Origin of the sequence: Agromyces excoecariae (assembly GCF_051715505.1) — a bacterium.
GTDB lineage: Bacteria > Actinomycetota > Actinomycetes > Actinomycetales > Microbacteriaceae > Agromyces.
In genome coordinates this window covers 246,522-267,219 of the sequence record NZ_JBPSLA010000001.1, presented here as the reverse complement: position 1 = coordinate 267,219, position 20,698 = coordinate 246,522, and the positions used below count along the sequence as shown (strand labels likewise).

General features: G+C 72.9%; 17 protein-coding genes. 10 read left to right on the top strand and 7 right to left on the bottom strand.

Annotated features, from left to right (window positions below; genetic code table 11):
• Positions 1-59: 59 nt before the first annotated feature.
• The 3 genes from ACSJD1_RS01250 (at position 60) to ACSJD1_RS01240 (ending at position 3,270) form a co-directional block, all read left to right on the top strand.
• A complete protein-coding gene (locus tag ACSJD1_RS01250; protein WP_438853499.1) occupies positions 60-947 on the top strand; it encodes an ABC transporter permease in 888 nt (295 codons plus the stop codon).
• Positions 944-1,783 carry a uroporphyrinogen-III C-methyltransferase gene (cobA, locus tag ACSJD1_RS01245; protein WP_438853498.1) on the top strand — a complete coding sequence of 280 codons (840 nt, stop codon included), beginning with the start codon at positions 944-946 and terminating at the stop codon, positions 1,781-1,783. Before ACSJD1_RS01250 ends, cobA begins: the two co-directional genes overlap by 4 nt.
• Before the next feature lie 62 nt (positions 1,784-1,845).
• On the top strand, positions 1,846-3,270 hold the full coding sequence (locus tag ACSJD1_RS01240) for an FAD-dependent oxidoreductase (protein ID WP_438853497.1): 1,425 nt from the start codon (positions 1,846-1,848) through the stop codon (positions 3,268-3,270).
• Positions 3,271-3,426: 156 nt separating this feature from the next.
• On the opposite strand, the gene ACSJD1_RS01235 is transcribed toward ACSJD1_RS01240, so the two are convergent.
• Positions 3,427-4,098: a TetR/AcrR family transcriptional regulator gene (locus ACSJD1_RS01235; protein WP_438853496.1), complete on the bottom strand. Its 672-nt coding sequence runs from the start codon at positions 4,096-4,098 to the stop codon at positions 3,427-3,429.
• A 71-nt stretch (positions 4,099-4,169) separates the two neighbouring features.
• Here ACSJD1_RS01235 and ACSJD1_RS01230 point away from each other — a divergent pair, with 71 nt between their 5' ends.
• Positions 4,170-5,102, top strand: a complete 933-nt coding sequence (locus tag ACSJD1_RS01230; protein WP_438853495.1) for an alpha/beta fold hydrolase — start codon at positions 4,170-4,172, stop codon at positions 5,100-5,102.
• A 24-nt stretch (positions 5,103-5,126) separates the two neighbouring features.
• Here ACSJD1_RS01230 and ACSJD1_RS01225 read toward each other — a convergent pair whose 3' ends face one another.
• From ACSJD1_RS01225 to ACSJD1_RS01215, 3 genes are read right to left on the bottom strand one after another with little or no spacing between them, the layout of a single operon-like run.
• A complete protein-coding gene (locus ACSJD1_RS01225; protein ID WP_438853494.1) occupies positions 5,127-6,002 on the bottom strand; it encodes a glycosyltransferase family 2 protein in 876 nt (291 codons plus the stop codon).
• 56 nt (positions 6,003-6,058) lie between these two features.
• Positions 6,059-7,228, bottom strand: a complete 1,170-nt coding sequence (locus ACSJD1_RS01220) for a glycosyltransferase family 4 protein (RefSeq protein ID WP_438853493.1) — start codon at positions 7,226-7,228, stop codon at positions 6,059-6,061.
• Positions 7,225-7,953 (bottom strand): arsenate reductase/protein-tyrosine-phosphatase family protein, encoded by a 729-nt coding sequence (locus ACSJD1_RS01215; protein WP_438853492.1) that lies wholly within the window; start codon positions 7,951-7,953, stop codon positions 7,225-7,227. Before ACSJD1_RS01215 ends, ACSJD1_RS01220 begins: the two co-directional genes overlap by 4 nt.
• Before the next feature lie 81 nt (positions 7,954-8,034).
• Between ACSJD1_RS01215 and ACSJD1_RS01210 the strand changes: the two genes are divergently transcribed.
• Positions 8,035-11,247, top strand: coding sequence for a glycosyltransferase (locus ACSJD1_RS01210; protein ID WP_438853491.1), 3,213 nt, complete (start codon positions 8,035-8,037; stop codon positions 11,245-11,247).
• Here the strand turns inward: ACSJD1_RS01210 and ACSJD1_RS01205 are convergent.
• Positions 11,206-12,285 carry a glycosyltransferase family 4 protein gene (locus ACSJD1_RS01205; protein WP_438853490.1) on the bottom strand — a complete coding sequence of 360 codons (1,080 nt, stop codon included), beginning with the start codon at positions 12,283-12,285 and terminating at the stop codon, positions 11,206-11,208. The two genes, ACSJD1_RS01210 and ACSJD1_RS01205, sit on opposite strands and share 42 nt — an antisense overlap.
• 119 nt (positions 12,286-12,404) lie before the next feature.
• On the opposite strand from ACSJD1_RS01205, the gene ACSJD1_RS01200 reads away from it, so the two are divergent.
• Positions 12,405-13,622, top strand: a complete 1,218-nt coding sequence (locus ACSJD1_RS01200; protein ID WP_438853489.1) for a glycosyltransferase — start codon at positions 12,405-12,407, stop codon at positions 13,620-13,622.
• The gene (locus tag ACSJD1_RS01195; RefSeq protein ID WP_438853488.1) at positions 13,619-14,671 is read left to right on the top strand and encodes a glycosyltransferase family 4 protein; all 1,053 of its coding nucleotides are present in this window, start codon (positions 13,619-13,621) and stop codon (positions 14,669-14,671) included. The genes ACSJD1_RS01200 and ACSJD1_RS01195 overlap by 4 nt, the downstream gene beginning before the upstream one ends.
• Before the next feature lie 22 nt (positions 14,672-14,693).
• On the opposite strand, the gene ACSJD1_RS01190 is transcribed toward ACSJD1_RS01195, so the two are convergent.
• The gene (locus ACSJD1_RS01190; RefSeq protein WP_438853487.1) at positions 14,694-15,833 is read right to left on the bottom strand and encodes a glycosyltransferase family 4 protein; all 1,140 of its coding nucleotides are present in this window, start codon (positions 15,831-15,833) and stop codon (positions 14,694-14,696) included.
• Positions 15,834-15,933: 100 nt separating this feature from the next.
• Between ACSJD1_RS01190 and ACSJD1_RS01185 the strand changes: the two genes are divergently transcribed.
• Positions 15,934-17,055, top strand: a complete 1,122-nt coding sequence (locus ACSJD1_RS01185) for a glycosyltransferase (protein ID WP_438853486.1) — start codon at positions 15,934-15,936, stop codon at positions 17,053-17,055.
• 27 nt (positions 17,056-17,082) lie between these two features.
• On the opposite strand, the gene ACSJD1_RS01180 is transcribed toward ACSJD1_RS01185, so the two are convergent.
• Positions 17,083-18,186 carry a polysaccharide pyruvyl transferase family protein gene (locus ACSJD1_RS01180; protein ID WP_438853485.1) on the bottom strand — a complete coding sequence of 368 codons (1,104 nt, stop codon included), beginning with the start codon at positions 18,184-18,186 and terminating at the stop codon, positions 17,083-17,085.
• 179 nt (positions 18,187-18,365) lie between these two features.
• Between ACSJD1_RS01180 and ACSJD1_RS01175 the strand changes: the two genes are divergently transcribed.
• Both ACSJD1_RS01175 and ACSJD1_RS01170 read left to right on the top strand, forming a co-directional pair.
• Positions 18,366-19,535 carry a glycosyltransferase family 4 protein gene (locus ACSJD1_RS01175; RefSeq protein ID WP_438853484.1) on the top strand — a complete coding sequence of 390 codons (1,170 nt, stop codon included), beginning with the start codon at positions 18,366-18,368 and terminating at the stop codon, positions 19,533-19,535.
• 3 nt (positions 19,536-19,538) lie between these two features.
• On the top strand, positions 19,539-20,687 hold the full coding sequence (locus ACSJD1_RS01170) for a glycosyltransferase family 4 protein (protein ID WP_438853483.1): 1,149 nt from the start codon (positions 19,539-19,541) through the stop codon (positions 20,685-20,687).
• Positions 20,688-20,698: the final 11 nt, after the last annotated feature.

The window sequence follows — 20,698 nt, the reverse complement described above, 5'->3', positions numbered from 1 at the left end:
CCGCCCCGGACCGCGAGTTGCCACTTGCGCCGGGAACCAGCCGCGCGAACCCGGCACAAGTGGCGACCCGATCGCGTTCGGGCGGCGATGACGACCTCCGCACGCTCGAGGCCGGGCTCGATCGACTCCAGACGAGCGCCGAACGGCGCACGCCCTGGTGGCGTCGCGCGATCGACGGCGTGCTGCCGCCCGTGCTGCTGCTCGTCGTGCTCGTCGCCGCGTGGCAGGCGTACACGGTCATCGCGCAGCCCCGGCCCGACCTCGCGCCCGGACCGCTCGACGTCGCCGCCGCGCTCGGCCAGGCATGGGAGGACGGCCGCCTGCAGCTCGCCGTGACGACGAGCCTCGAGCGCGGCGTCCTCGGCTTCCTCATCGCCGTCGCCGTCGGCACGCCGCTCGGGCTGCTGCTCGCCGAGTGGGCGCCGCTGCGACGCGCGCTCGGCCCGCTCATCTCGGGCCTGCAGGTGCTGCCGTCGGTGGCCTGGGTGCCCGCCGCGATCCTCTGGTTCGGGCTGTCGGACGCCACGGTGTACTTCGTCGTGCTCATGGGCGCGATCCCGTCGATCGTGAACGGGCTCGTCGCCGGCGTCGCCCAGGTGCCGCCGCAGCTCCGGCGGGTCGGAACCGTGCTCGGCGCGTCGCGGCTCGAGCTCGCGGCATCCGTCGTGCTGCCGGCCGCCCTGCCCGGCTACCTCGCCGGCCTCAAGCAGGGCTGGGCGTTCTCGTGGCGCTCGCTCATGGCCGCCGAGATCATCGCGTTCGGCGGGTCGATCGGCTTCGGCGTCGGCTCGCTGCTCCAGCAGGGCCGCGACCTCGCCGACCTCGCGAGCGTGCTCGGCACCATCCTCGTGATCCTCGCCATCGGCGTCGTGATCGAGCTGCTCGTCTTCGCCCCGGTCGAGCGCGGGATGCTGCGCCGCCGCGGACTCACGGGAGGAACCCCATGACCGAGAACACCTTCGAGAACCCGGCGACGGATGCCGCGGGGCGCGCGCCGCGCCCCGACGACACCGGGCGCGGCCACGTCGCACTCGTCGGCGCCGGTCCCGGCGACCCCGGACTGATCACGCTCCGGGGCCTGCGCGCCCTCGAGGCGGCGGACGTGATCGTTGCGGATCGCCTCGGCGCGCGCTCCGTGCTCGACGGCCTCGCCGCCGAGGGCGTGCGACTCGCCGCCGAGGTCGTCGACGTCGGCAAGCTGCCCGGTCACCACGCCGTGCCGCAGGACGCGATCAACGAGCTGCTCGTCACGCTCGCGCAGGGCGGCAAGCGGGTCGTACGGCTGAAGGGCGGCGACCCGTACGTCTTCGGACGGGGCGGCGAGGAGCTCGCATTCTGCCGCGACCGCGGCGTCGACGTCGAGGTCGTGCCGGGCATCACGAGCGCCGTGTCGGTGCCCGCGATCGCCGGCATCCCCCTCACGCATCGCGGTCTCGCGACGACGTTCACGGTCGTCACCGGTCACGACCAGATCCAGTCGCTCGGCGGCGGGCGCGACCACACGGTCGTGCTGCTCATGGGCGTCGGCACGCTCGCGAACTCCGCGATCACACTCGCCCGCGGCGAGCGCGGGGGCGAGTGCCCAGTCGCGATCGTGGAGGATGGGTACGGCCCTCGCCAACGAGTGACGATCGGCACGCTCCACACGATCGCCCACCAGGCGGCGGCGCGGGGCGTGCGGTCGCCCGCGGTCGTGGTGGTCGGCGACGTCGTGCGGCTGAGTCCGTACGCGCCCGCCGAGCTCGCGGCATCCGCCCTCGCAGCGCCGCCGGCCATCGACTGACCCGCCGCCCACCCCAGCCCGTCCAGACCTTCCCCCCGCTTCCTCCGAAAGGCCATGCCCTCATGACCCTCAACCTCCGTGTCGCGATCGTCGGCGCCGGCCCCGCCGGCATCTACGCGGGCAACATCCTCCGCCGCCAGGTCGACGAGGCCGGCGGCGAGGTCGCGATCGACCTGTTCGAGTCGCTGCCCGCGCCGTACGGCCTGATCCGCTACGGCGTCGCGCCCGACCACCCGCGCATCAAGGGCATCGTGAACTCCCTGCACGAGATGCTCGACGAGGGCACGATCCGCCTCATCGGCAACGTCGAGGTGGGCCGCGACGTCACGGTCGACGAGCTGCGCGAGCGCTACGACGCCGTGATCTTCGCCACCGGCGCCCTGAAGGACGCCCCGCTCGAGATCCCCGGCATCGACCTGCCCGGCTCGTTCGGCGCGGCCGATCTCGTGGCCTGGTACGACGGCCACCCCGACGTGCCGCGCGACTGGCCGCTCGAGGCCGAGTCGATCGCGGTCATCGGCAACGGCAACGTGGCGCTCGACGTGGCGCGCGTGCTCGCGAAGCACCCGGCCGACCTGCTGACGACCGACATCCCGGCGAACGTGCACGCGGGCCTGGTGGCCTCGCCCGTGACCGACGTGCACGTGTTCGGCCGGCGCGGGCCGTCGCAGGTGAAGTTCACGCCGATCGAGCTGCGCGAGCTCGGTGAGGTGCCCGACGTCGACATCGTCGTGTACGACGACGACTTCGCGCGGGCCGAGGGCGACGAGCACGCCGCGCACCTGCTCGCGACGAACAACCAGGTGAAGGTGATGACGCGCACCCTCAACGGATGGCGCAAGCCCTCCGACTGGGAGCCGACCGCGTCGCGCCGCCTGCACCTGCACTTCTTCCACTCGCCCGTCGAGGTGCTCGGCACCGACGCCGTCGAGGGCGTGCGCTTCGAGCGCACCCGTCCGGTCGGCGACGGCTCGGTCGTGGGGACCGGCGAGCTCGTCGACGTGTCCGTGCAGGCCGTGTACCGCGCCGTCGGCTACGCGAGCTCGCCGATCGCGGGCGTGCCGTTCGACGAGTCGGCCCGCGTGATCCCGAACGACGGCGGCCGGGTGACGGATGCCTCCGGCGCCCCCGTCGCCGGCGTCTACGCGACGGGCTGGATCAAGCGGGGCCCCGTCGGGCTCATCGGGCACACCAAGGGCGACGCGCTGGAGACCATCACGAACCTCGTGGCCGACGCGCAGGCGGGCGTGCTCGCCGAGCCGGGCGTCGCGCCGACCGTCGCAGCTGAGGCGGGCGACGAGGTGCTCGAGCTGCTCGAGGCCCGCGGCATCCGCTTCACGACCTGGAACGGCTGGCTCGCCCTCGACGCGCACGAGCGCTCGCTGGGCGAGGCGTTCGAAGGCCCGGTCGCGCGCGAGCGCGTGAAGGTCGTGCCTCGCGACGAGCAGGTCGACCTCTCGCGCGACGGTTCCCTCGTCGCGGGCTGAGGCGGCGCGCCGCCCGGCCGGGGTCGGGGCCCGAGTGGGGACGGGGCACGAAGCGCCCCCGAAGGTCGGGAGGGGCTCGGTCGAGCGGCTCGGGGCGATGTCGGCGGTGTGCCGGAGCGGCAGGCGCGGGCGACGGCGCCGGCGCCCGCGCAGGCCTCAGTCGTCGGAGACGGCGGCGAACACGTCGACCGCGGACGGGTCGGCGCCGGCGGCGCGGAGGCGCGCGGCGATGCCGCGACGGGCGCGCGAGTACGAGGTGTTCGTGCCGTGCATGACCGAGTCGCGGTTGGCGAGGTCGAGGAGCGCGGTGAACTCGAAGGCGAGCTGGTCGGGGTCGTCGAGCGCCGGCAGCTCGCCGAGCGAGCGCGCGTTCGCGAGGGATGCCGCGAGGTAGCCGCTCCACTCGGCGAGCGCGCGGTCGATCGCGTCGCGCACCGGCCCCGGCTTGGCGTCGAAGTCGGCGGCCGCCTCGGCGAAGAAGCATCCGCCCGGGAAGACCCGCCCGCGCGAGTACGCGATCCAGCGGTCGGCGAGCGCGACGACCCGGCCGAGACCGCGCGGAAGCTCTCGGGCGGGTTCGACGACGGTCTCGACGAAGCGAAGTCGCGCGGCCTCGACCGTCGCGAGCTGCAGGCGCTCCTTGCTGCCGAAGAGCGTCGCGACGCCGCTCTTCGACACCGATGCGGCGTCGGCGATGCGCGCGATCGAGAGCTGGTCGAGCCCCTCGACCGAGGCGAGGTCGACGGCCGCGGCGAGCACCTGGCGGCGCGACGCGTCTCCCCTGAGGCGTCGGCCGTCGACGACTCCCGCGGACATTCCCGTGCTCACCCTCTCGATTTTACGCACGAACGTTCGTATACTCAACGCACGACCGTTCGTATTCATTGATCGGAGTCACCGTGACCACCATCGCCGAGACCGTCGCCACCGCCGGGCTCCTGAGCCGCGTCGCGGCGATTCGCGCCGCCGAGCTCGTCTCCCCCGAGGCATCCGCTGCCCTCGCCCTGCCGCTCTTCATGCGCGTCGGCGGGCGCCTGCCCGTCCGGCCCGCCGATCGCGCGGCGCAGGACGCGGCCCACCGCTCGAGCATCCGCGTGCGAGGGCGCGACCTCGCGACCTACGAGTGGGGCAGCGGGCCCGACACCATCCTGCTCGTGCACGGATGGCGCGGGCGCGCCTCGCAGTTCGCGCCGATCGTGCGCGAGCTCCGTGCCGAGGGGTTCCGGCTGCTCGCGTTCGAGGCGCCCGCCAACGGCGACTCGCCGGGTCGGCGCACCGACATCCGCGACTGGCTGGCCGCGATCGAAGCGCTCCAGGCCCGCGAGGGTCGCTTCCACACGATCATCGGGCACTCGTTCGGTGCGATGGCCGCCCGTACCGCGATCGCCGACGGCGCCGCCGCCGGCGGACTCGTGGCCATTGCGGGCCCCTCGCACGCGAGGTTCCTCGTCGACGCCTTCGCGGAACGCATCGGCGCCCGCCCGAGCACCGCCGACGCGCTCTCCGCGCGCTTCGCGCGCCGCATCCTGCCCGACCTCGCCGACCCGTGGCCCCGGTTCGACGGTGCCGCGAACCCCCTGCCCGAGCGGATGCCGCTGCTCGTCGTGCACGACCGCGGCGACCGCGAGGTTCCGGCCAGCGAGGGCGTCCGCCTCCACGACGCGCACGGCGCGCGTTCGCGCCTCGTCCTCACCGACGGCGCCGGGCACAACCGCGTGCTCGGCGCGGATGCGACGCTCGACGCGGTCACGGCGTTCGCGGCGGGCGGGCTCGACGGGTTCGATCAGCTCGGGCGCCACGAGCGGCGCGGGGCCGTCGCCGGCACGACCTGAGCGTCGGCGCCGCCCTCCATCGGGTCAGAGCATGAACACGCGGAACCGGATCGAGCCTGCGATCCGTCCGGCGCGTCGCGCCGCCCGGCCGACCCAGTCCCGTCGCCCGTCCACCGACCAGATCGAGAACGGCGCCATCGCGACCAGGCCGACGATCCGCACGACGCCGCCGAGCGAGGACGACCGCGGGACCCCGTGCTCGCGGAACAGCGCGTAGAGCTGGACCGATCCGATGCCCCACCGGTACTGCTGGCGCCAGAGTTCGCGGAGCGAGGTCCGCATGCGATACGTGACGTGCGCATCGTCGACGCGGACGAGCGGGTGGCCGTGCAGCTGCACATCCCAGCAGAATGCCGTGTCCATGGCCACGATCATGTTCTCGCGGAACCCGCCGACCTCGTGCCAGACCTTCGTGCTGACACCGAGGTTGTTCGTCGCCGCCGCGTCGAGGAATCCCTTCGATGGCAGGATCGCCGACCACCGGGTGGTCCGTCCCATCCCGGACTGCGGATCGGACGCGGACTCGTGCGCCGGCGTGGACACGCCGGCGATGAACGAATGCTCGGCCGACGCGGCGGCCATCGCCTCGAGCCAGCCCGGCTGTGCGACGTCGTCGGCGTCGAGGAACAGCAGGTACTCGCCCGATGCGGCCGCGGCGGCCACGTTCCGCGCATGGCTCGCCCCGCGAACCGAGGAGGCGTCGATCACACGCAGGTCGGGGAGGCGGCCACGCCATGCCTCGACCCGGGCGACGGTGTCGTCCCGGGAGCCGTTGTCGGCGACGATCACCTCCCACCGGCCCTCCCACTGCTGTGCCGCCAGGGCCTCGAGCTGGGTGCCGATGGTCATCGCCGCATCCCGTGCGGGGATGATCACGGAGAGCGAGGGGGAGTCGGGCACTCGCTCATCGTAGGCGTCGACATCGGCGTCGCTCCAGAGGCATCCGCGAGAACGGCCTACGCGGCGACCGCCGCGAGCACGCGCTCATAGACCTCGAGGTGGGCCTGCGCCACCGCGAGGTCGTCGAGCAGTCCGGGCGTCGCGGCGGCCGCGCCGGAGAGCCGGGCACGCAGCGCGGCGTCCTCGTCGAGCCGCGTGAACGCGGCCGCGAGCGCGCCGACATCGCGGGGTGGCACGAGCAACCCGTTCTCGAGGTCGACGACCCACTCGGTCGGGCCGCCCTCATCGGCGGCGACCACCACACGCCCGGCGGCGAGGTACTGCAGCACGTTCTGGCCGAGCGGCTCGGGCCGCGTCGAGTACTGCACGGCGACGTCCCAGGAGTCGAGCAATCGCGACACGTCGTCCACGTGTCCGAGGACGTCGACCTGCGCGCCGACGCCGAGTTCGTCGGCCCGGCGTCGCACTTCCTCGAGGTATCCCTCGTGTCCGAACGGGGCACCGCCGGCGAATTGCAGGCGGATGTCACGACCCGCGAACGCGTGGGCGAACGCCTCCAGGAGTTCGGCCTGGCCCTTCCACGGATCGATGCGGGCGAGCATGCCGACGGTGCGGAGCGGCGCGTCGGCGCTGACGAGCAGCGCGGCGCCGACCGTGAGTCCCGATGCGCTCGGCACGACTTCGGCGACGGCGTTCGGCCGCAGGAAGCGCCGGGCCGAGGCGAGCGTCGAGTGCGAGTTCGCGATGACGCCGTCGGCTCGCGGGAGCACGACCCGGGTCATGATGGCATGCCCGGCGCCGCCGAGCGCGTCGGGCTCGACGAGGTCACGCAGGTGGACGACGAACGGCGTGCGGGCGAGCCGTGCGGCGAGCGCGCCGTACGCCGCAGCGCGCGCGGTGTTGGCGTCGACGAGATCGGCGGAGCGGAACGCCGCAGACGTGCGGACCGCGATCGCCTGCACCGCGAGACGCGCCCCGAACCCGACCGCGGCGAGCGCTCCGCCGGAGCTCGCGCCGGCAGGTTGCGGAAGGCCGACGGCCCGCCGTGGCACGCGCGGCGGCATCGCATCCCACACGTCCGGGCCGGAGTCGAGCGGGGGCGTCTGCAGCACGGCCGACCAGTCGGGCCGGGCCTGCAGCATCCGGATGAGCGCGAGTTCCGCACCACCCGATGCGCCCGTGTGGTCCAGGTGCAGCACCCGAAGCCGCCGATTCGGCTCGCTCACGTGTCACGCCTGCCGAACCAGCGGCGCCGACGCTCCGTCGGCGCCGCCCCGGAGGTTGCGCCGCCGGGTGCCTCGCGCCGCTCGAGGCCCTCGAACGAGAACGCCTCCGGGTCGGCGACCGTCGCCAGCACCGCATCGACCTCGGCCTTCGGCATGCCGAACAGCGACGCCGCGATGGAGGTCAACGGCGGCACCTCCTCGCCCGCCATGGCCCGGTACGCGTCGTCGCCACGACCCTGGGGGTCGGTGATGTCGCCGTCGTCGGCCGCACCGAGCTCTCGGCGACGACTGAAGGCGACGATCCGGGTCCGGAGATCCGCAGCGGATGCGGGCGCCGGCACTGCCCCCAGACGCGCGGCGATCCCGCCCGCCTCGCGGATGGTGAACGTCGACCGCAGCTTCGAGGGCACCATTCCGAGCACGCCGTCGCGATGCGCGACATCCGCCGTGAGCACCAGGTCGGCGGCCCGGATCGCAGCCTCGTCGATCTGCGCGGAGCGATGGGCCCGCCCGTCGGTGCCGAGCCGCTCGGCGATCACGCGCGTGCGGCTGCGCATGGGCCGGCCCGCCGGCGCCGCGAGGCCGGCGCTGGTGACGACGACGTGCGCCGCGACCTCCGGCGGCAGGTACCAATCGGCCCAGGTGCGGAGCAGGGCGGCGGCGAGGGCGGAGCGGTTGATGTTGCCGGTGCAGACCACGAGCACGCGGAAGTCCTCGGAATCCATGCGCGATCACCCCCGGCTCGCCACGACCGGGGAGCGGGGCCCCGGATAAGGTTTCTGCAAAGGATTCTAGAGGGGGGTGCGGTGCGCGTACTCAGGGTCTCGCACAGCGCCGTCGTCGACGAGTGGCGCGGTCGCGAGCGCGCGCTCGCCGCGCTCGGAGTCGACGTCGAGCTGTACAGCGCTCGACGGTGGCACGCCGGGGGCGCTCCGGTCGCGCTGCAGGCCCGACCCGACGAGCACGTGCGCGGCGTGCGCACGTTCGGCCGGCATCCGGCGCTCTTCGTCTACGACCCGCTGCCGCTGTGGCGCGCGCTCGGGGGCGAGTTCGACGTCATCGACGTCCACGAGGAGCCGTTCGCGCTCGCGACCGCCGAGATCCTGCTCCTGCGAGCGCTGCGCAGGCGCGCGCGGCGCACGCCGGTGGTGCTCTACACCGCGCAGAACCTGCGCAAGCGCTACCCGATCCCGTTCCGCTGGCTCGAGCGGCGGGCGCTCCGCGCCGCATCCGGCATCTCGGCGTGCAATACCGAGGCGGCGCGCATCGCGGAGGACAAGGGCTTCGTCGGCCGCGCGCGGGTCATCCCGCTGGGCGTCGACCTCGAGCGGTTCAGTGCGGCGGATGCTCCGGGGCCAGGGGACGCCGCAGCGCCCGAGCCCGGCGACCCGGCCGCCCCGATCACCGTGGGCTTCGTCGGCCGACTCGTGCCCGAGAAGGGCCTGCTCGTGCTGCTCGATGCGCTCGCCCGCGAACCGCGCCTTCGCCTGCGCGTCGTCGGAACCGGCCCGCTGGCGCCCGAGCTGCTCGCGCGCGCGGCGTCCGTCGGCGTCGGCGACCGCGTCGAGCTCGTCGGCGCGGCCGACCCCGCTGACATCCCCGAGGTGCTGCGGTCCTTCGACGTGCTCGCGGTCCCGTCGCTGCCGACGCCGTCGTGGACCGAGCAGTTCGGCCGCGTGGCCATCGAGGCGATGGCGTGCGGCGTTCCGGTCGTGTCGAGCGATGCCGGCGCCCTGCCCGACGTGGTCGGCGGCGCGGGGCTGGTCGTCCCCGCGGGCGACGCGGGCGCGCTCGCCGAGGCACTCGCCGCCGCGTCCGGTCCCGGCGCCGCGGCGCTGCGGGCCTCCGGGTTCGCACGCGCGGAGGAGTGCAGCTGGGGTGCGGTCGGGCGCGACTACCTCGACCTGTACCGTTCGATCGTGCACGAGGCATCCGTCGCCCCCGAGCCGACGCCCACGCTCGAGATCATCGTCGTCGCCTACGGCGCCCCCGAGCTGCTGCGTCGCGCGCTCGAGCCGGTCGCGGGCCTCCCGGTCACGGTCGTCGACAACTCCTCCCTGCCGGCCATCCGCGAGCTGTGCGACGAGCTCGGCGTGCGCTACCTCGACCCCGGCCGCAACGGCGGCTTCGCGGCCGGCGTGAACCACGGCCTCGCGAACCGGATCGCGCCCGGCGCCGACGTGCTGCTGCTGAACCCCGACGCCGAGATCTCGCCCGACGACGTCGAGCGGCTGCACCGCGCGCTCCGCGCGCGCCCCGATCTCGCGAGCGTCGGCCCCGCCCAGGTCGACGAGCAGGGCCACGAGGCGCGCGTCGAGTGGTGGCTGCCGTCGCCGGCGGGGACCTGGCTCGAGGCCGTCGGGTTCGCGCGGCTCCGCCGCGACCCGTCCTACGTGATCGGCTCCGTCATGCTGCTCCGGGCGGAGGCGCTCGACCAGGTCGGATGGTTCGACGAGCGCTACTTCCTCTACGCCGAGGAAGCCGACTGGGCCTACCGCGCGCATCGGCTCGGCTGGCGACACGCCGTGGTGCCCGAGGCCCACGCCGTGCACGTCGGCGCCGGGACGGGCGGCGATCCGCGGCGGCGCGAAGCGCACTTCCACGCGTCGCAGGAGCGCTTCCTCCGCAAGCACTTCGGCGCGGTCGGCTGGCAGTGGGCCCGTGCCGGGCAATGGCTCGGCGCGACCGTGCGCTCGGTCGTCCTCCCCGGCGAGCGCGGCCGCGCCGCGCGACGGCGGGCGGCGATCTACCGCCTCGGCCCCGTCCGCGTCGAGGCGCGGTTCCGGCGCCCGGACGCCTCGCGCAGCGAGCCCGGCGCCACCGTGCGCCGGATCGCGCTCGTCACGTCGTCGTACGCCCCGCATTTCGGCGGCGTCGAGGAGCACGTCCGTCAGGTCGCGCACGAACTCTCGCAGCGGGCCGACACCGTGGTCGAGGTGTGGTCGGTCGACCGGGGCGAGCATCTCGGGACTCGCGACGTCGACGGCATCGTCGTGCGATACCTGCCGACGCCGTTGCCGGCCCGCAACTTCCGCTCGCTGCTGTCCCTGGTCCGCGCCGTGCCCTCGGCCTGGCTCGCATGGTCGCGGGCCCGACGGTCGTTCCGGCCCGAGCTCCTCCACGTCCACTGCTTCGGACCGAACGGCGTCTACGCGCTCGTGCTCGGCCGACTCTGGCGACTGCCGATCGCGGTGACCTCGCACGGCGAGACCTCGGCCGACGATCGAGGCGCGTTCGCGCGGTCGGCCCTGCTTCGGCGTGCGCTTCGCGCCGCGATCGCACGCGCGCGCTTCGTCACCGCACCGTCGGAGTGGGTGCTCGACGAACTGCGCACGTCGTACGGCCTGGTCGGCGGCAGCGTGGTCCCGAACGGGGTCGCGACGACCGTCGGACGCCCCGACCCGGCGCACCGGCTCAGCACCCTGGACGACCCTCGGGCGTACTTCGCCGCGGTCGGCCGCCTCGGACCCCTGAAGGGCTTCGACCTGCTGCTCGACGCCTTCGCCGATGCCGGGCTGCCCGACGACACGCGACTGCTCATCGGCGGCGACGGACCCGAGCGCGGCACGATCGAGCGACGGATCACCGACCTCGGCCTCGGCGGACGGGCCGAACTCCTCGGCCGCCTCGACCCCGCGCAGGTCGACGACGTGATGCAGCGGTCGATCGCGGTTGCGGTTCCGAGTCGACTCGAGCCGTTCGGCATCGTCGCCCTCGAGGCCTGGCGCGCCCGCGCCGCCCTCATCATGACCAATCGAGGGGGAGGGCCGGAGTTCGTGCACGACGGCGTCGACGGGCTCCTCGTCGACCCCCTCGATCGCGGCGCCCTCGCGGACGCCCTGCGCCGGATCCACGACGACGCCGAACTCCGCACCCGGCTCGCGCGCACGGGTCACGCCCGAGTGCCCGAGTTCAGCTGGCCGGGCGTCGCCACGGCGTATCGCGCGCGCTACGAGCTCGCGGGACCTCGACGCCGATCAGGCGAGCGAGCGCCAGACGTCCGCATGCCCGCGCGCTGAAGCGTCCCACGTGAACCCGGCGGCCCGGGAACGCCCGGCGGCCACGAGCGCGGCGATCGCCGGGTCGTCGCGGGTGACGGCGAGGAGCCCGTCGGCGACGCCCGGACCGGTGGGGTCGACGAGCACGGCGGCGTCGCCGGCGACCTCGGGGAGGCTGCTCGTACGGGCGGCGACGACCGGCACGTTGGCGGCCATGGCCTCGAGCACCGGCAGCCCGAACCCCTCGTAGAGCGAGGGGACGACGACGGCCGCCGCTCCGGCGACGAGCCCCGGGACGAGACCGTCGGCGACGCGGCCCAGCAGCCGAGTCCCGGGCATCCCCTCGAAGAGCGCGGTGCGCGCCGGGTGGGCGGGCCCGCTCAGCACGAGCGTGAGGTCCGGGCGTTCCCGATGCACGCGCGGCCACGCCTCGGCGAGCGCCGGGAGGTTCTTCCGGTTCGATGCGCCGCCGGCGTGCAGCACGTAGCGCTCGGGCAGTCGCAGCTCGGCTCGCTGCGCCTCGCTCAGGGGCGCAGCATCGAAGAAGGCGTCGTCGATGCCGTTGTGCACGACGTGCGGGTCACTGATGCCGAGGAACTCGATCGCCTCGTTCGCGCTGAACTCCGACACGCAGATCACGGCGTGCGCTCGTCGGGCCTCCTCGGCCGCTGCCGCGACCGGCGGCGACTCGTCGGGGAACTTCCATGCGACGACGTCGTGCAGGGTGATGACATCGCCGTCCGGCGCCGGGGGCAACTCGAGGTTCATCCGGTGCGTGAGGGTGTCGCCGGAGTACAGGAGGCGGCCCAGCTGCCGCCGGATCGCCGGGGAGGCCTTCGTGACCGGGCCGAACGGAAGGCGGCGGTTGCCCGGGAGGGAGGAGCTCATCGAGCGGAAGACCGCCCTGCGGACCGTCCAGCCGACGCCGAGCGCCCCGGCCGCGCGCTCGGCGATGCGCTCCTGGTAGACCGACGCGCCCATCGGCGCCTCGGTCGCGACGGTCGCGATCGTGAGCAACGCCGGAGCACGTCGGGAGCGATCGCCAGCGCTGTCCTGCACGACAACCGAGCATACGGGCTGCACTCCGCGCACCGGGCCCGCGGGGCCGATCGGGATAAGGTTGCTGCTGAGTTCCGGCGAGGCGAGGCGCCGTGCGATCGTGAGGCCCAGGGAGAGACGTGGCTGCAGCATCCGAGGCGTCGAACGCCTCCGAGTTGCCCGGAGCCCTGCCTGGCGACGCGATCCGGGTCGACGCCACCGCGACCACGCCACTCCACATCGTGCAGATCGCACCGGCCATCACCCGCGGGAGCGGAGTCGAGGGAGTGGCATTCAACCTCGAGCGCGAGTTCCGAGCCAGGGGCGCGAACGTCGAGCGCTTCACCGCCGCGACGGCGGGTCGGGCCCCTCGCGACAGCCGGAGGTCGACGATCGGCACGCACCTCGACCGAGCCAGGAACGTGATCTGGTTCAGCACGGTCGGCACCGCCAGGGCGAAGCGCTTCCTCGCCGAGCGACCGGACGCGGTCAGCATCTGCCACAACGACGTGCTCGCGGGCGACGTCTACGTCAACCACGGCCTGCTCCAGGTCGCGATGCGGGCACGGGGGAATTACTTCTGGCGGATGGTGCGCAATCCCGTGCACCTGTTCACCGCGGCGCGCGACCGCCTGCGGTACCGCGGGAGGGCCCACCGCGCCGTGGTCGCCCTCACCGAACACGAGGCGGAGCTGCTCGTGTCGACCTACGGCCGTGTGCGTCCCCCCATCCGCGTGATCCCGAACGGGGTCGACACCGAGGTGTTCAGGCCTCCCACCTCGGAGGAGCGCTCCGCCGCGCGCGCCGAGATCGGACTGCCCGACCACCTCATGCTCGCCGTGTTCGTCGGCCACGAGTTCGAGCGGAAAGGGCTGCCGCTCGTCATGGAGGCGCTCGTCCGGGCCCCCGGTGTCGGGCTCGTCGTGGTCGGCGGCACGGCCGCCATGATCCGACAGGCGGAAGAGGTCGCCCGCCGTCACGGAGTGGTCGAACGGATCGCCTTCGTCGGGCGCCGATCGGACGTCGTGCCCTACTATCACGCCGCCGACGTGTTCGTCCTGCCCAGCCACTACGAGTCGAGCGGGCTCGTCTTCCTCGAGGCGCTCGCCTGCGGACTCCCCGTCGTCGCCACCCGGGTGGGGTTCGCGCCGGAACTCGTCGTCGACGGCGAGAACGGGCACCTCGTCGGACTCGACCCCGCGCAGATCGGCGCACGCCTCCACGACCTCTCGCAGCGCGATCTCTCCGAGTGGCACGAGCGATCCCGTCGCACGGCCGAGGACCACGGCTGGCCGGCGATCGCCGACCGGTACCTCGACCTGCTCTCGGACCTTCGCGGGCAGCGGCGGACCCGGTGAGCGCGACGTTGCGCATCCTGCACGCGATCCGTTCCGACGGGTTCTCCGGCGTCGAGCGGTTCGTCCTCCGCCTCGCACGCCAGCAGCGCGCCGACGGGCACGACGTCGCGGTGATCGGCGGCGCCGTTCAGCCGATGCGCGACGCCCTCGACCCGATCGGAGTTCCCCACACCGCCGCGACCCGCACTCAGGATGTGGCGCGCGCGGTCCGTCGACTCGCGTCAGGATCCGACGTCGTCAACACGCACATGACCGCCGCCGAGCTCGGTGTGGCGGCGGGACTCGCCGGTCATGCGCGACGCCCGGCGGTAGTCGCCACCCGTCACTTCGCCAAGCCGCACGGACGGGTCGGTCCGGTTCCCGTGAGCCTGCTGGTCCGGCCGTTCGTCGACGCGCAGATCTCGATCAGCCGCGCGGTCGCGGCGGCGATCGACGGCGAGAGCACGGTGGTGCACTCCGGCGTGGAGGCGCGACCGATGCGCGACGGCTCGCTTCGAGCACGAACCGTGCTCATGGCCCAGCGATTGCAGCCCGAGAAGCACGGGCACATCGGCATCCGCGCGTTCGCCGCCGCCGGACTCGCAGACGACGGATGGCGCCTGGAGATCGCCGGGCAGGGGCCCGAACAGGCCGCCCTCGAGCGATCGGCGCACGATCTCGGCATCGGGCACGCCGTGCGATTCCTCGGCTACCGCGCCGACCTGCCCGACGTCATGGATCGCGCCGGTCTGCTCATCGCACCGTGCCCGATCGAGGGACTCGGCCTGACGGTGATCGAGGCGATGGCGGGTGGGCTGCCGGTCGTGGCGGCGGGCGCCGCCGGCCACCTCGACGTCTTCGAAGGGCTCGAAGATCGTTGTCTCTTCAACCCCGACGACATCGAGGACGCCGCGGGGCGCCTGCGACGGCTGGCCGACGACGATGACGCCCGCTCCGCGCTCGGCGTCGTGATGCGCTCGTTGCAGCAACGCCGCTTCTCGCTGCCGGCACAGGCCGCCGGTACCGAACGCGTGTACCGGCGCGTGCTGCGCCGAGCCGTCCCGGCGTGAGCAGTCCTGCCGCCCCGCGGCTTCAGACGTCCCGCGCGGCCGCGTCCCGCTCGGCAGCGATCTGCTCGGCGAGGTCGAGGTACCGTCGTGCGACGTCCGCCCAACTCCACCCCATGACGCTCTCCCGGGCGCGCTTCCGCCACGGGACGAGATCTTCGGCCGCGAGGCGCTCCAGTCGGTCGGCGATCTCTTCCGGATCCCGCTCGACCAGGTAGCCGTTCTCGCCGTCACGGACGAGCTCGGCAGCCACCCCGACCCGCGTCGCGACCACAGGCAGGCCACTTGCGAGGGCTTCGAGGAAGACGAGCCCGCTCGACTCGTAGAAGCTCGGCAGCAGGAACATGTCCGCCGCGGCAAGGAAGGATCGAACGTCGCCCTGCGACCCGACGAAGAGCACGCGATCCGCGACCCCGAGTCGCACGGCACGCGACTGCGCGTCGCCGATCAGCCGGGCGTTGCCGCCGATCACCATGAGCAGCACGGTCGGCGCCGACGCCAGCGCCTCGAGGGCGATCGGCAGGCCCTTGCGGTCGAATTCGTGCCCCACGAACACGGCGACCCTGGCCTCATCGTTCAGGTTGAGGCGTTCCCGCGCTTCTCGGCGCTCGGAGACCGAGGGGGGCTGGAAGCGTTCGAGGTCGACCCCGTTCGGGATCACCGTGCACGGCGGACGCACCCGCCCGTAGGCGCGCCGAAGCACCTCGATCTCGGGTTCGCTGAGCACGACGATGCGGCGGTGGATGCCCGAGCGGTAGCGGAACAGGTCGCGAAGGTGCGTGAAGACGTGAGTCGGGTCGCGCAGGATCCGCATCGTCGCATTTCCACGTGCCCGCATCGCGGCGTGCAGTACTCCGTGGTTGACGTAGACGTCTCCGACCATCGCGTTGTTGTGGCAGATGGAGATCGCATCGGGGCGCTCCGCGAGAAACGCCTTGGCACGCCGGGTGCCGACCACGCTGAACCAGATCATCCGCTGCGTCGTCGCGATGCGCGCAGTCCGCCACCCACGCACGCGCACCTGCCGGAGCCCATGCGCCACCGACGCCATCGTGACGTTCTCCACCTCGACGTCCAGGGCTCGGAACTCGCGATCGAGGTTCCAGGCGACGCCGGCGACCCCACTCCCCGGGCCGATGAACGGCACGATCTGCACGATGCGCATCGGTCCTCCCGGCACCACGATATCGCCGCCCCGGTCGCCCGAGTTCGGCGCGCCGGCGTCGGCTACCCTGAATCGTCACCCCCTCCGCGGACGGAGCCGCATGCCCGATCTCATCGTCGTCTCGCTCGAGGGCTGGGATCAGGTCTGGCGGCGCAACCAGCACCTCGTCGCCGGCCTGCTCGAACGCGACCCGGCGCTGCGCGTCCTGTTCGTCGAACCACCCGCAGACCCGACGCACGACCTCCGGTCGAAACGCCGCCCGCGCGTCGGGACCGGACTGGGCGAGATCGACGGCGTCGCACCGGGCCGCCTGCACCGACTGCAACTGACGAAGCGGCTGCCCCGCCGGCTGGACCCCCGCGCCGACGACCGACTCGCCCACGGCATCAGGCGCGCGGCCGAACGGCTCGGCATGCGGCATCCGCTGCTCTGGATCAACGACCCCGGCATGGCGATCCTCGCCGAGCGGTCCGGATGGCCCACGCTCTACGACGTCACCGACGACTGGCTGGCCGCCGACCGCCCCTCCGCCGAGCTGGTGCGCCTGGCCGCGAGCGAAGCGGCACTCATGCGGCTCGCCCGCGAGGTCGTCGTGTGCTCGCCCGAGCTGGTGCGCCGCAAGTCGACGGTTCGCGAGGTGACCCTGATCCCCAACGCGGTCGATGCCGCCGCCTACCGCCGGCCGATGCCGAGGCCGGGCGACCTGCCGGCCGGCCCCGTCGCCCTCTACCTCGGCACGCTGCACCGCGATCGCCTCGACGTCGCGCTCTGCGCGGCCACCGCGCGCGCCATCGGACCGGATGCCTCGCTCGTGCTCGTCGGCCCGGACGCGTTGACGGCGACCGAGCGCGCTCTCCTGCGCGACGCCGGCGTCGTGCTGCTCGGATCACGTCCGCGCGACCAGGTCGTCGGCTACCTGCAGCACGCCGACGTGCTCGTGGTGCCGCACGTCGTGACGACCTTCACCGACAGCCTCGACCCGATCAAGCTCTACGAGTACCAGGCCGTCGGACGGCCCGTCGTCTCGACGCCCGTCGCCGGGTTCCGCGACGTCGAGGATCCGCGCGTCACGGTCGCGAGCGGGGAGCACTTCACGGATGCAGTGTCGGCGTCGTTGCCTGCTCGTTGGCGGTTCCCCGACGGCATCGACGGGCCCGTGGTCGACTGGAGTGCGCGAGCGGCGGCGATGGAGCGAGTGCTGGATCGGATTCGCCCGGCCTGACGGTGCATCGGTCCTACTGGCAGTCGCTCACTGCGGCGTCTCGTTCAGCGCACCGCTCAGGAAGGCCGTCGAGTCGACGCGTGCACGCTCGACGGACACCTCGGCCTGCGCCCAGTCGAAGCGGGCATCGAAGCCGATCCCTCCCGATCGATCGGCGCTCGACGGCACGCCGTGCAGGGCCAGCAGGGACTGCACGCGATCATCGGTGGCATGGCGGCGTCGCGCCAGCAACGGCCTGCGGTACCGCATCGCGAACACGGCCGCATGGAAGGAGTCGGTCACGACGACTTCGGCGTGAGCGATCGCCGCGACGAACCCACGCGGGTCCAGTCGCGCCGACGCGGCCATTGAGAGGTCGTTCAGGTCGATGAGCGGAACATCGACGCGTTGCGACGACAACCACTCCTGGCTTTCGGGCCGCCCGAGGAGGAACTGGACGCCGTACGGCTCAGACGGAACCTCCGCGTCGATGATCAGGTCGTCCCAGACGCTTCGATCGACCAGGACGGTGGGGTCGACGACGACCGGCACGGTCCGACCGGTGAGCTCCTCGATGAGCTCGGAACCGCGCGGCTCGCGCACCGAGACGTGCGGGATGGCGGCGATCCATTCGGCGTAGCGCGAGCGGAGGTAGCGCGGGATGGTCGGAGTTCCGAAGCTCGCCGCATAGGCGATGCGCTTGGCGGGTGGCGCGAACGTGAGGAAGTCGAAGCCGCCCGCTCGACGATAGGCGGGATTCCAGACCTGGTCGGAACCCGCGACGACCTTGTCGTAGCGGTCCGCCCAACCGCCCGGTGCAGAGTGATCGAACGCCTCGACCGAACGCGCCGTCAAGGACCGAGCGAAGTCCGCGATCGCATCGCGCCGCACGCCGGCGAAGGGCGGGCCGAGGTCTGTCTCAGGGATCAGCCGCTGCCGGACCCGTCGGGCGAGACTGCGCGGCTCGGAGGCGAGCTGATGCAGGAGCCGAGGTAGCAGCGTCGATCGCGGCCACGGTCCCGACCTGTTCCTGATCGTCTCCGGCTGCCATCCGAGCTCCCGCAGGGCGCACTGCAGGGCGTAGTTCTGCAGTCGGTTGCCGAAGTTCCCGTCATCGTCGATCGTGGCGATGCCGACCGTGTGCCCGCTCATCGCCGGATCAGCTCCCCGACACCGGGTCGGCCCGAATCCTGCATTGGTGAACACCGTAGTCGTCGAGTCGCCGGGCCGCCCGCCGGGGTCGGGGAACGACGACGTGGTCGGGCGGTTCCAAGCCTGCACTACTGTAGGCGTCGGTGCCGGAGTAGTGACGCATAGGGAGCGACGACCATATGGCGCGCAAGCCGACGATCGTGTTCGTCAACAACAGTCGCGAGACGTTCACGCCCGTCGTGAGCGGCGCCATCGCGACCTGCGTCCTCAACGTGGGTCGCGTGGCGCTCGCGCAGGGCTACGACTGCCCGGTGATCACGCGCAAGGCCATCGGCGTCGACGAGTACGAGTGGCCCGAGCTGCGATTCGTGCGTGGCATCAAGTGGCCGTCGCCTCTGCCGGCCAAGCTGCTTCGGATCCGCCGCCGGCTGACCGGCTGGCGAGCTCCCGACCAGTGGGTCTATGCACACGACGTGCTGGCCGAGCTCAAGCGGCTCCGCCCGCAGGTCGCGATCGTGAACAACGATCCCGAGGTCGCGGTCTTCCTCAGCCGACGCCTCCCGTCCGTGCAGGTCGTGCACTGGTTCCACAACCTGGAGATGGCGAGCGATCGGTTCCGTCGCCAGTACGCACGCGACCGCCGGCTCCGCTCGGTCGCGGTCAGCGCGTACGTCGCGCGTGCGATCGAGCAGGTCTACAAGCTGCGTCCGTTCACCGTGTCGACGGTGCTCAACGGCGTCGACACCGAGCAGTTCGGCACCGAGCGGACCTCGCCGATCCCGACCGTGGGCTTCGTCGGTCGGCTCTCCGTCGAGAAGGCGCCCGACATCCTCGCGGATGCCTGCGTCCGCGTCGCCGAACGCGGTACCCGGTTCCGGCTCCAGATCGTCGGCGACACGAACTTCGGATTCTCGGCGGGCAATCCGTACTTCGACCGCCTGAATGCACGCATCGCCGATCTCGAGGATCAGGGCATCGAGGTGGTGCGCACCGGACACCTGGACCGCAACCGGATCGCCGGCGCACTCGCAGCGAGCGACATCCACGTGACGCCGTCGCGCTGGGACGAGCCCTGCGCGCTGACGATCCTCGAGGGCCTCGCGAGCGGCCAGGCGGTGGTCGGCAGCGCCACCGGCGGTACGCCCGAGCTGATCTCGGACGCCGGGCTCCTCTTCCCCCGCGATGACGCGGGGGCGCTCGCCGACGTCCTCGACGGACTCATCCGCGACCCGGAGGCGAGGGCATCGTGGGGCGCGCGCGCACGCCGACGGGCGGAATCGCTCACGTGGGCCAGGACGTGGGACGGACTCGCGAACGCCGCGGGGATCCGCGACGCCTCAGCGGTCTGAGCCGTGCACCTCGCCTTCGTCCTTCCCCTCGGCGAGTACTACAGCGCCCAATGGGCCGGTGCCATCGCGACCATCACGCGGCACCTCGCGGGTGAGCTGCAGCGCTCGGGGCACACGGTCACGATCATCGCGCCCGACGACGGGAACGAGGTCTTCGCCGAAGGGGACGTCGTCCGACTCAGACACGGCTCGGCGCACCCGATGCCGACGCTCCTGCGCAAGGTGAACACCGCCCACGCCCGCCTGATGGGATGGACGTGGCACGACTACGGTCCGTACCTGCGCGGCGTGATGCGCGCCCTCCGTGCCGTCTCGGACCCCATCGACGCCATCGTGGTGGCGAACGATCCGGGTACCGCCGACCGATTGGCCGAGGCGGGCCTGTCTCGGCGCACCGTGCTCTGGCTGCACAACAGGCTCGAGGGCGCCGAGACCCGACCGTTCGCGTCGCTCTCGGACCGCGTCGCGGTCGTCGCCGTGAGTCAGGCCGTCGTCGACTGGACCAGGGAACGGTACCTTCCGTCCACGTCGATCACCGTGATCCACAGCGGCGTCGACCACGAACGGTTCCACCCGCGGTCCGACTACCTCGAGGCCCGCGACCCCGTGCGCGTCATCACCCACGGGCGGATCGATCCCAACAAGGGCCACGAGATCGCCGCCGCGGCCGTGGAACGACTACGGCAAGCGGGCCTCCCGGTCGAGATCACCCTCATCGGCGCGGTGCGGACGTTCGGGTACAGCGCCGAGGATGCTCGCGCGTACGCCGACCGCGTGCGCGACGCGATGGAGGCCGCCGACGGGAGGATGCTCGGCTGGATGCCCCACGAGGAACTCGCCGAGCAGATCCGGCAGCACGACGTGGCCTGCGTGCTCTCGCGCGTCGACGAGCCGTTCGGGCTGACCAGCCTCGAGGCCATGGCTTCCGGCTGCGCGATCATCGCCGCGCGGAAGGGCGGCATTCCCGAGGCGGTCGGCGATGCCGGAGCGCTCGTCGACGCCGATGCCCCCGATCAGGTCGCCGCCGTGCTCGAGCGCTGGGTGCGGGATCGCGATCTGCTCACGTCGATGAAGCGCGCCGCCGCGGAACGAGCGGGCGAGTTCACCTGGTCGGCGACCGCATCGGCGCTGCTGCGGATCCTCGAGGAGTAGCCAAGGGCGGG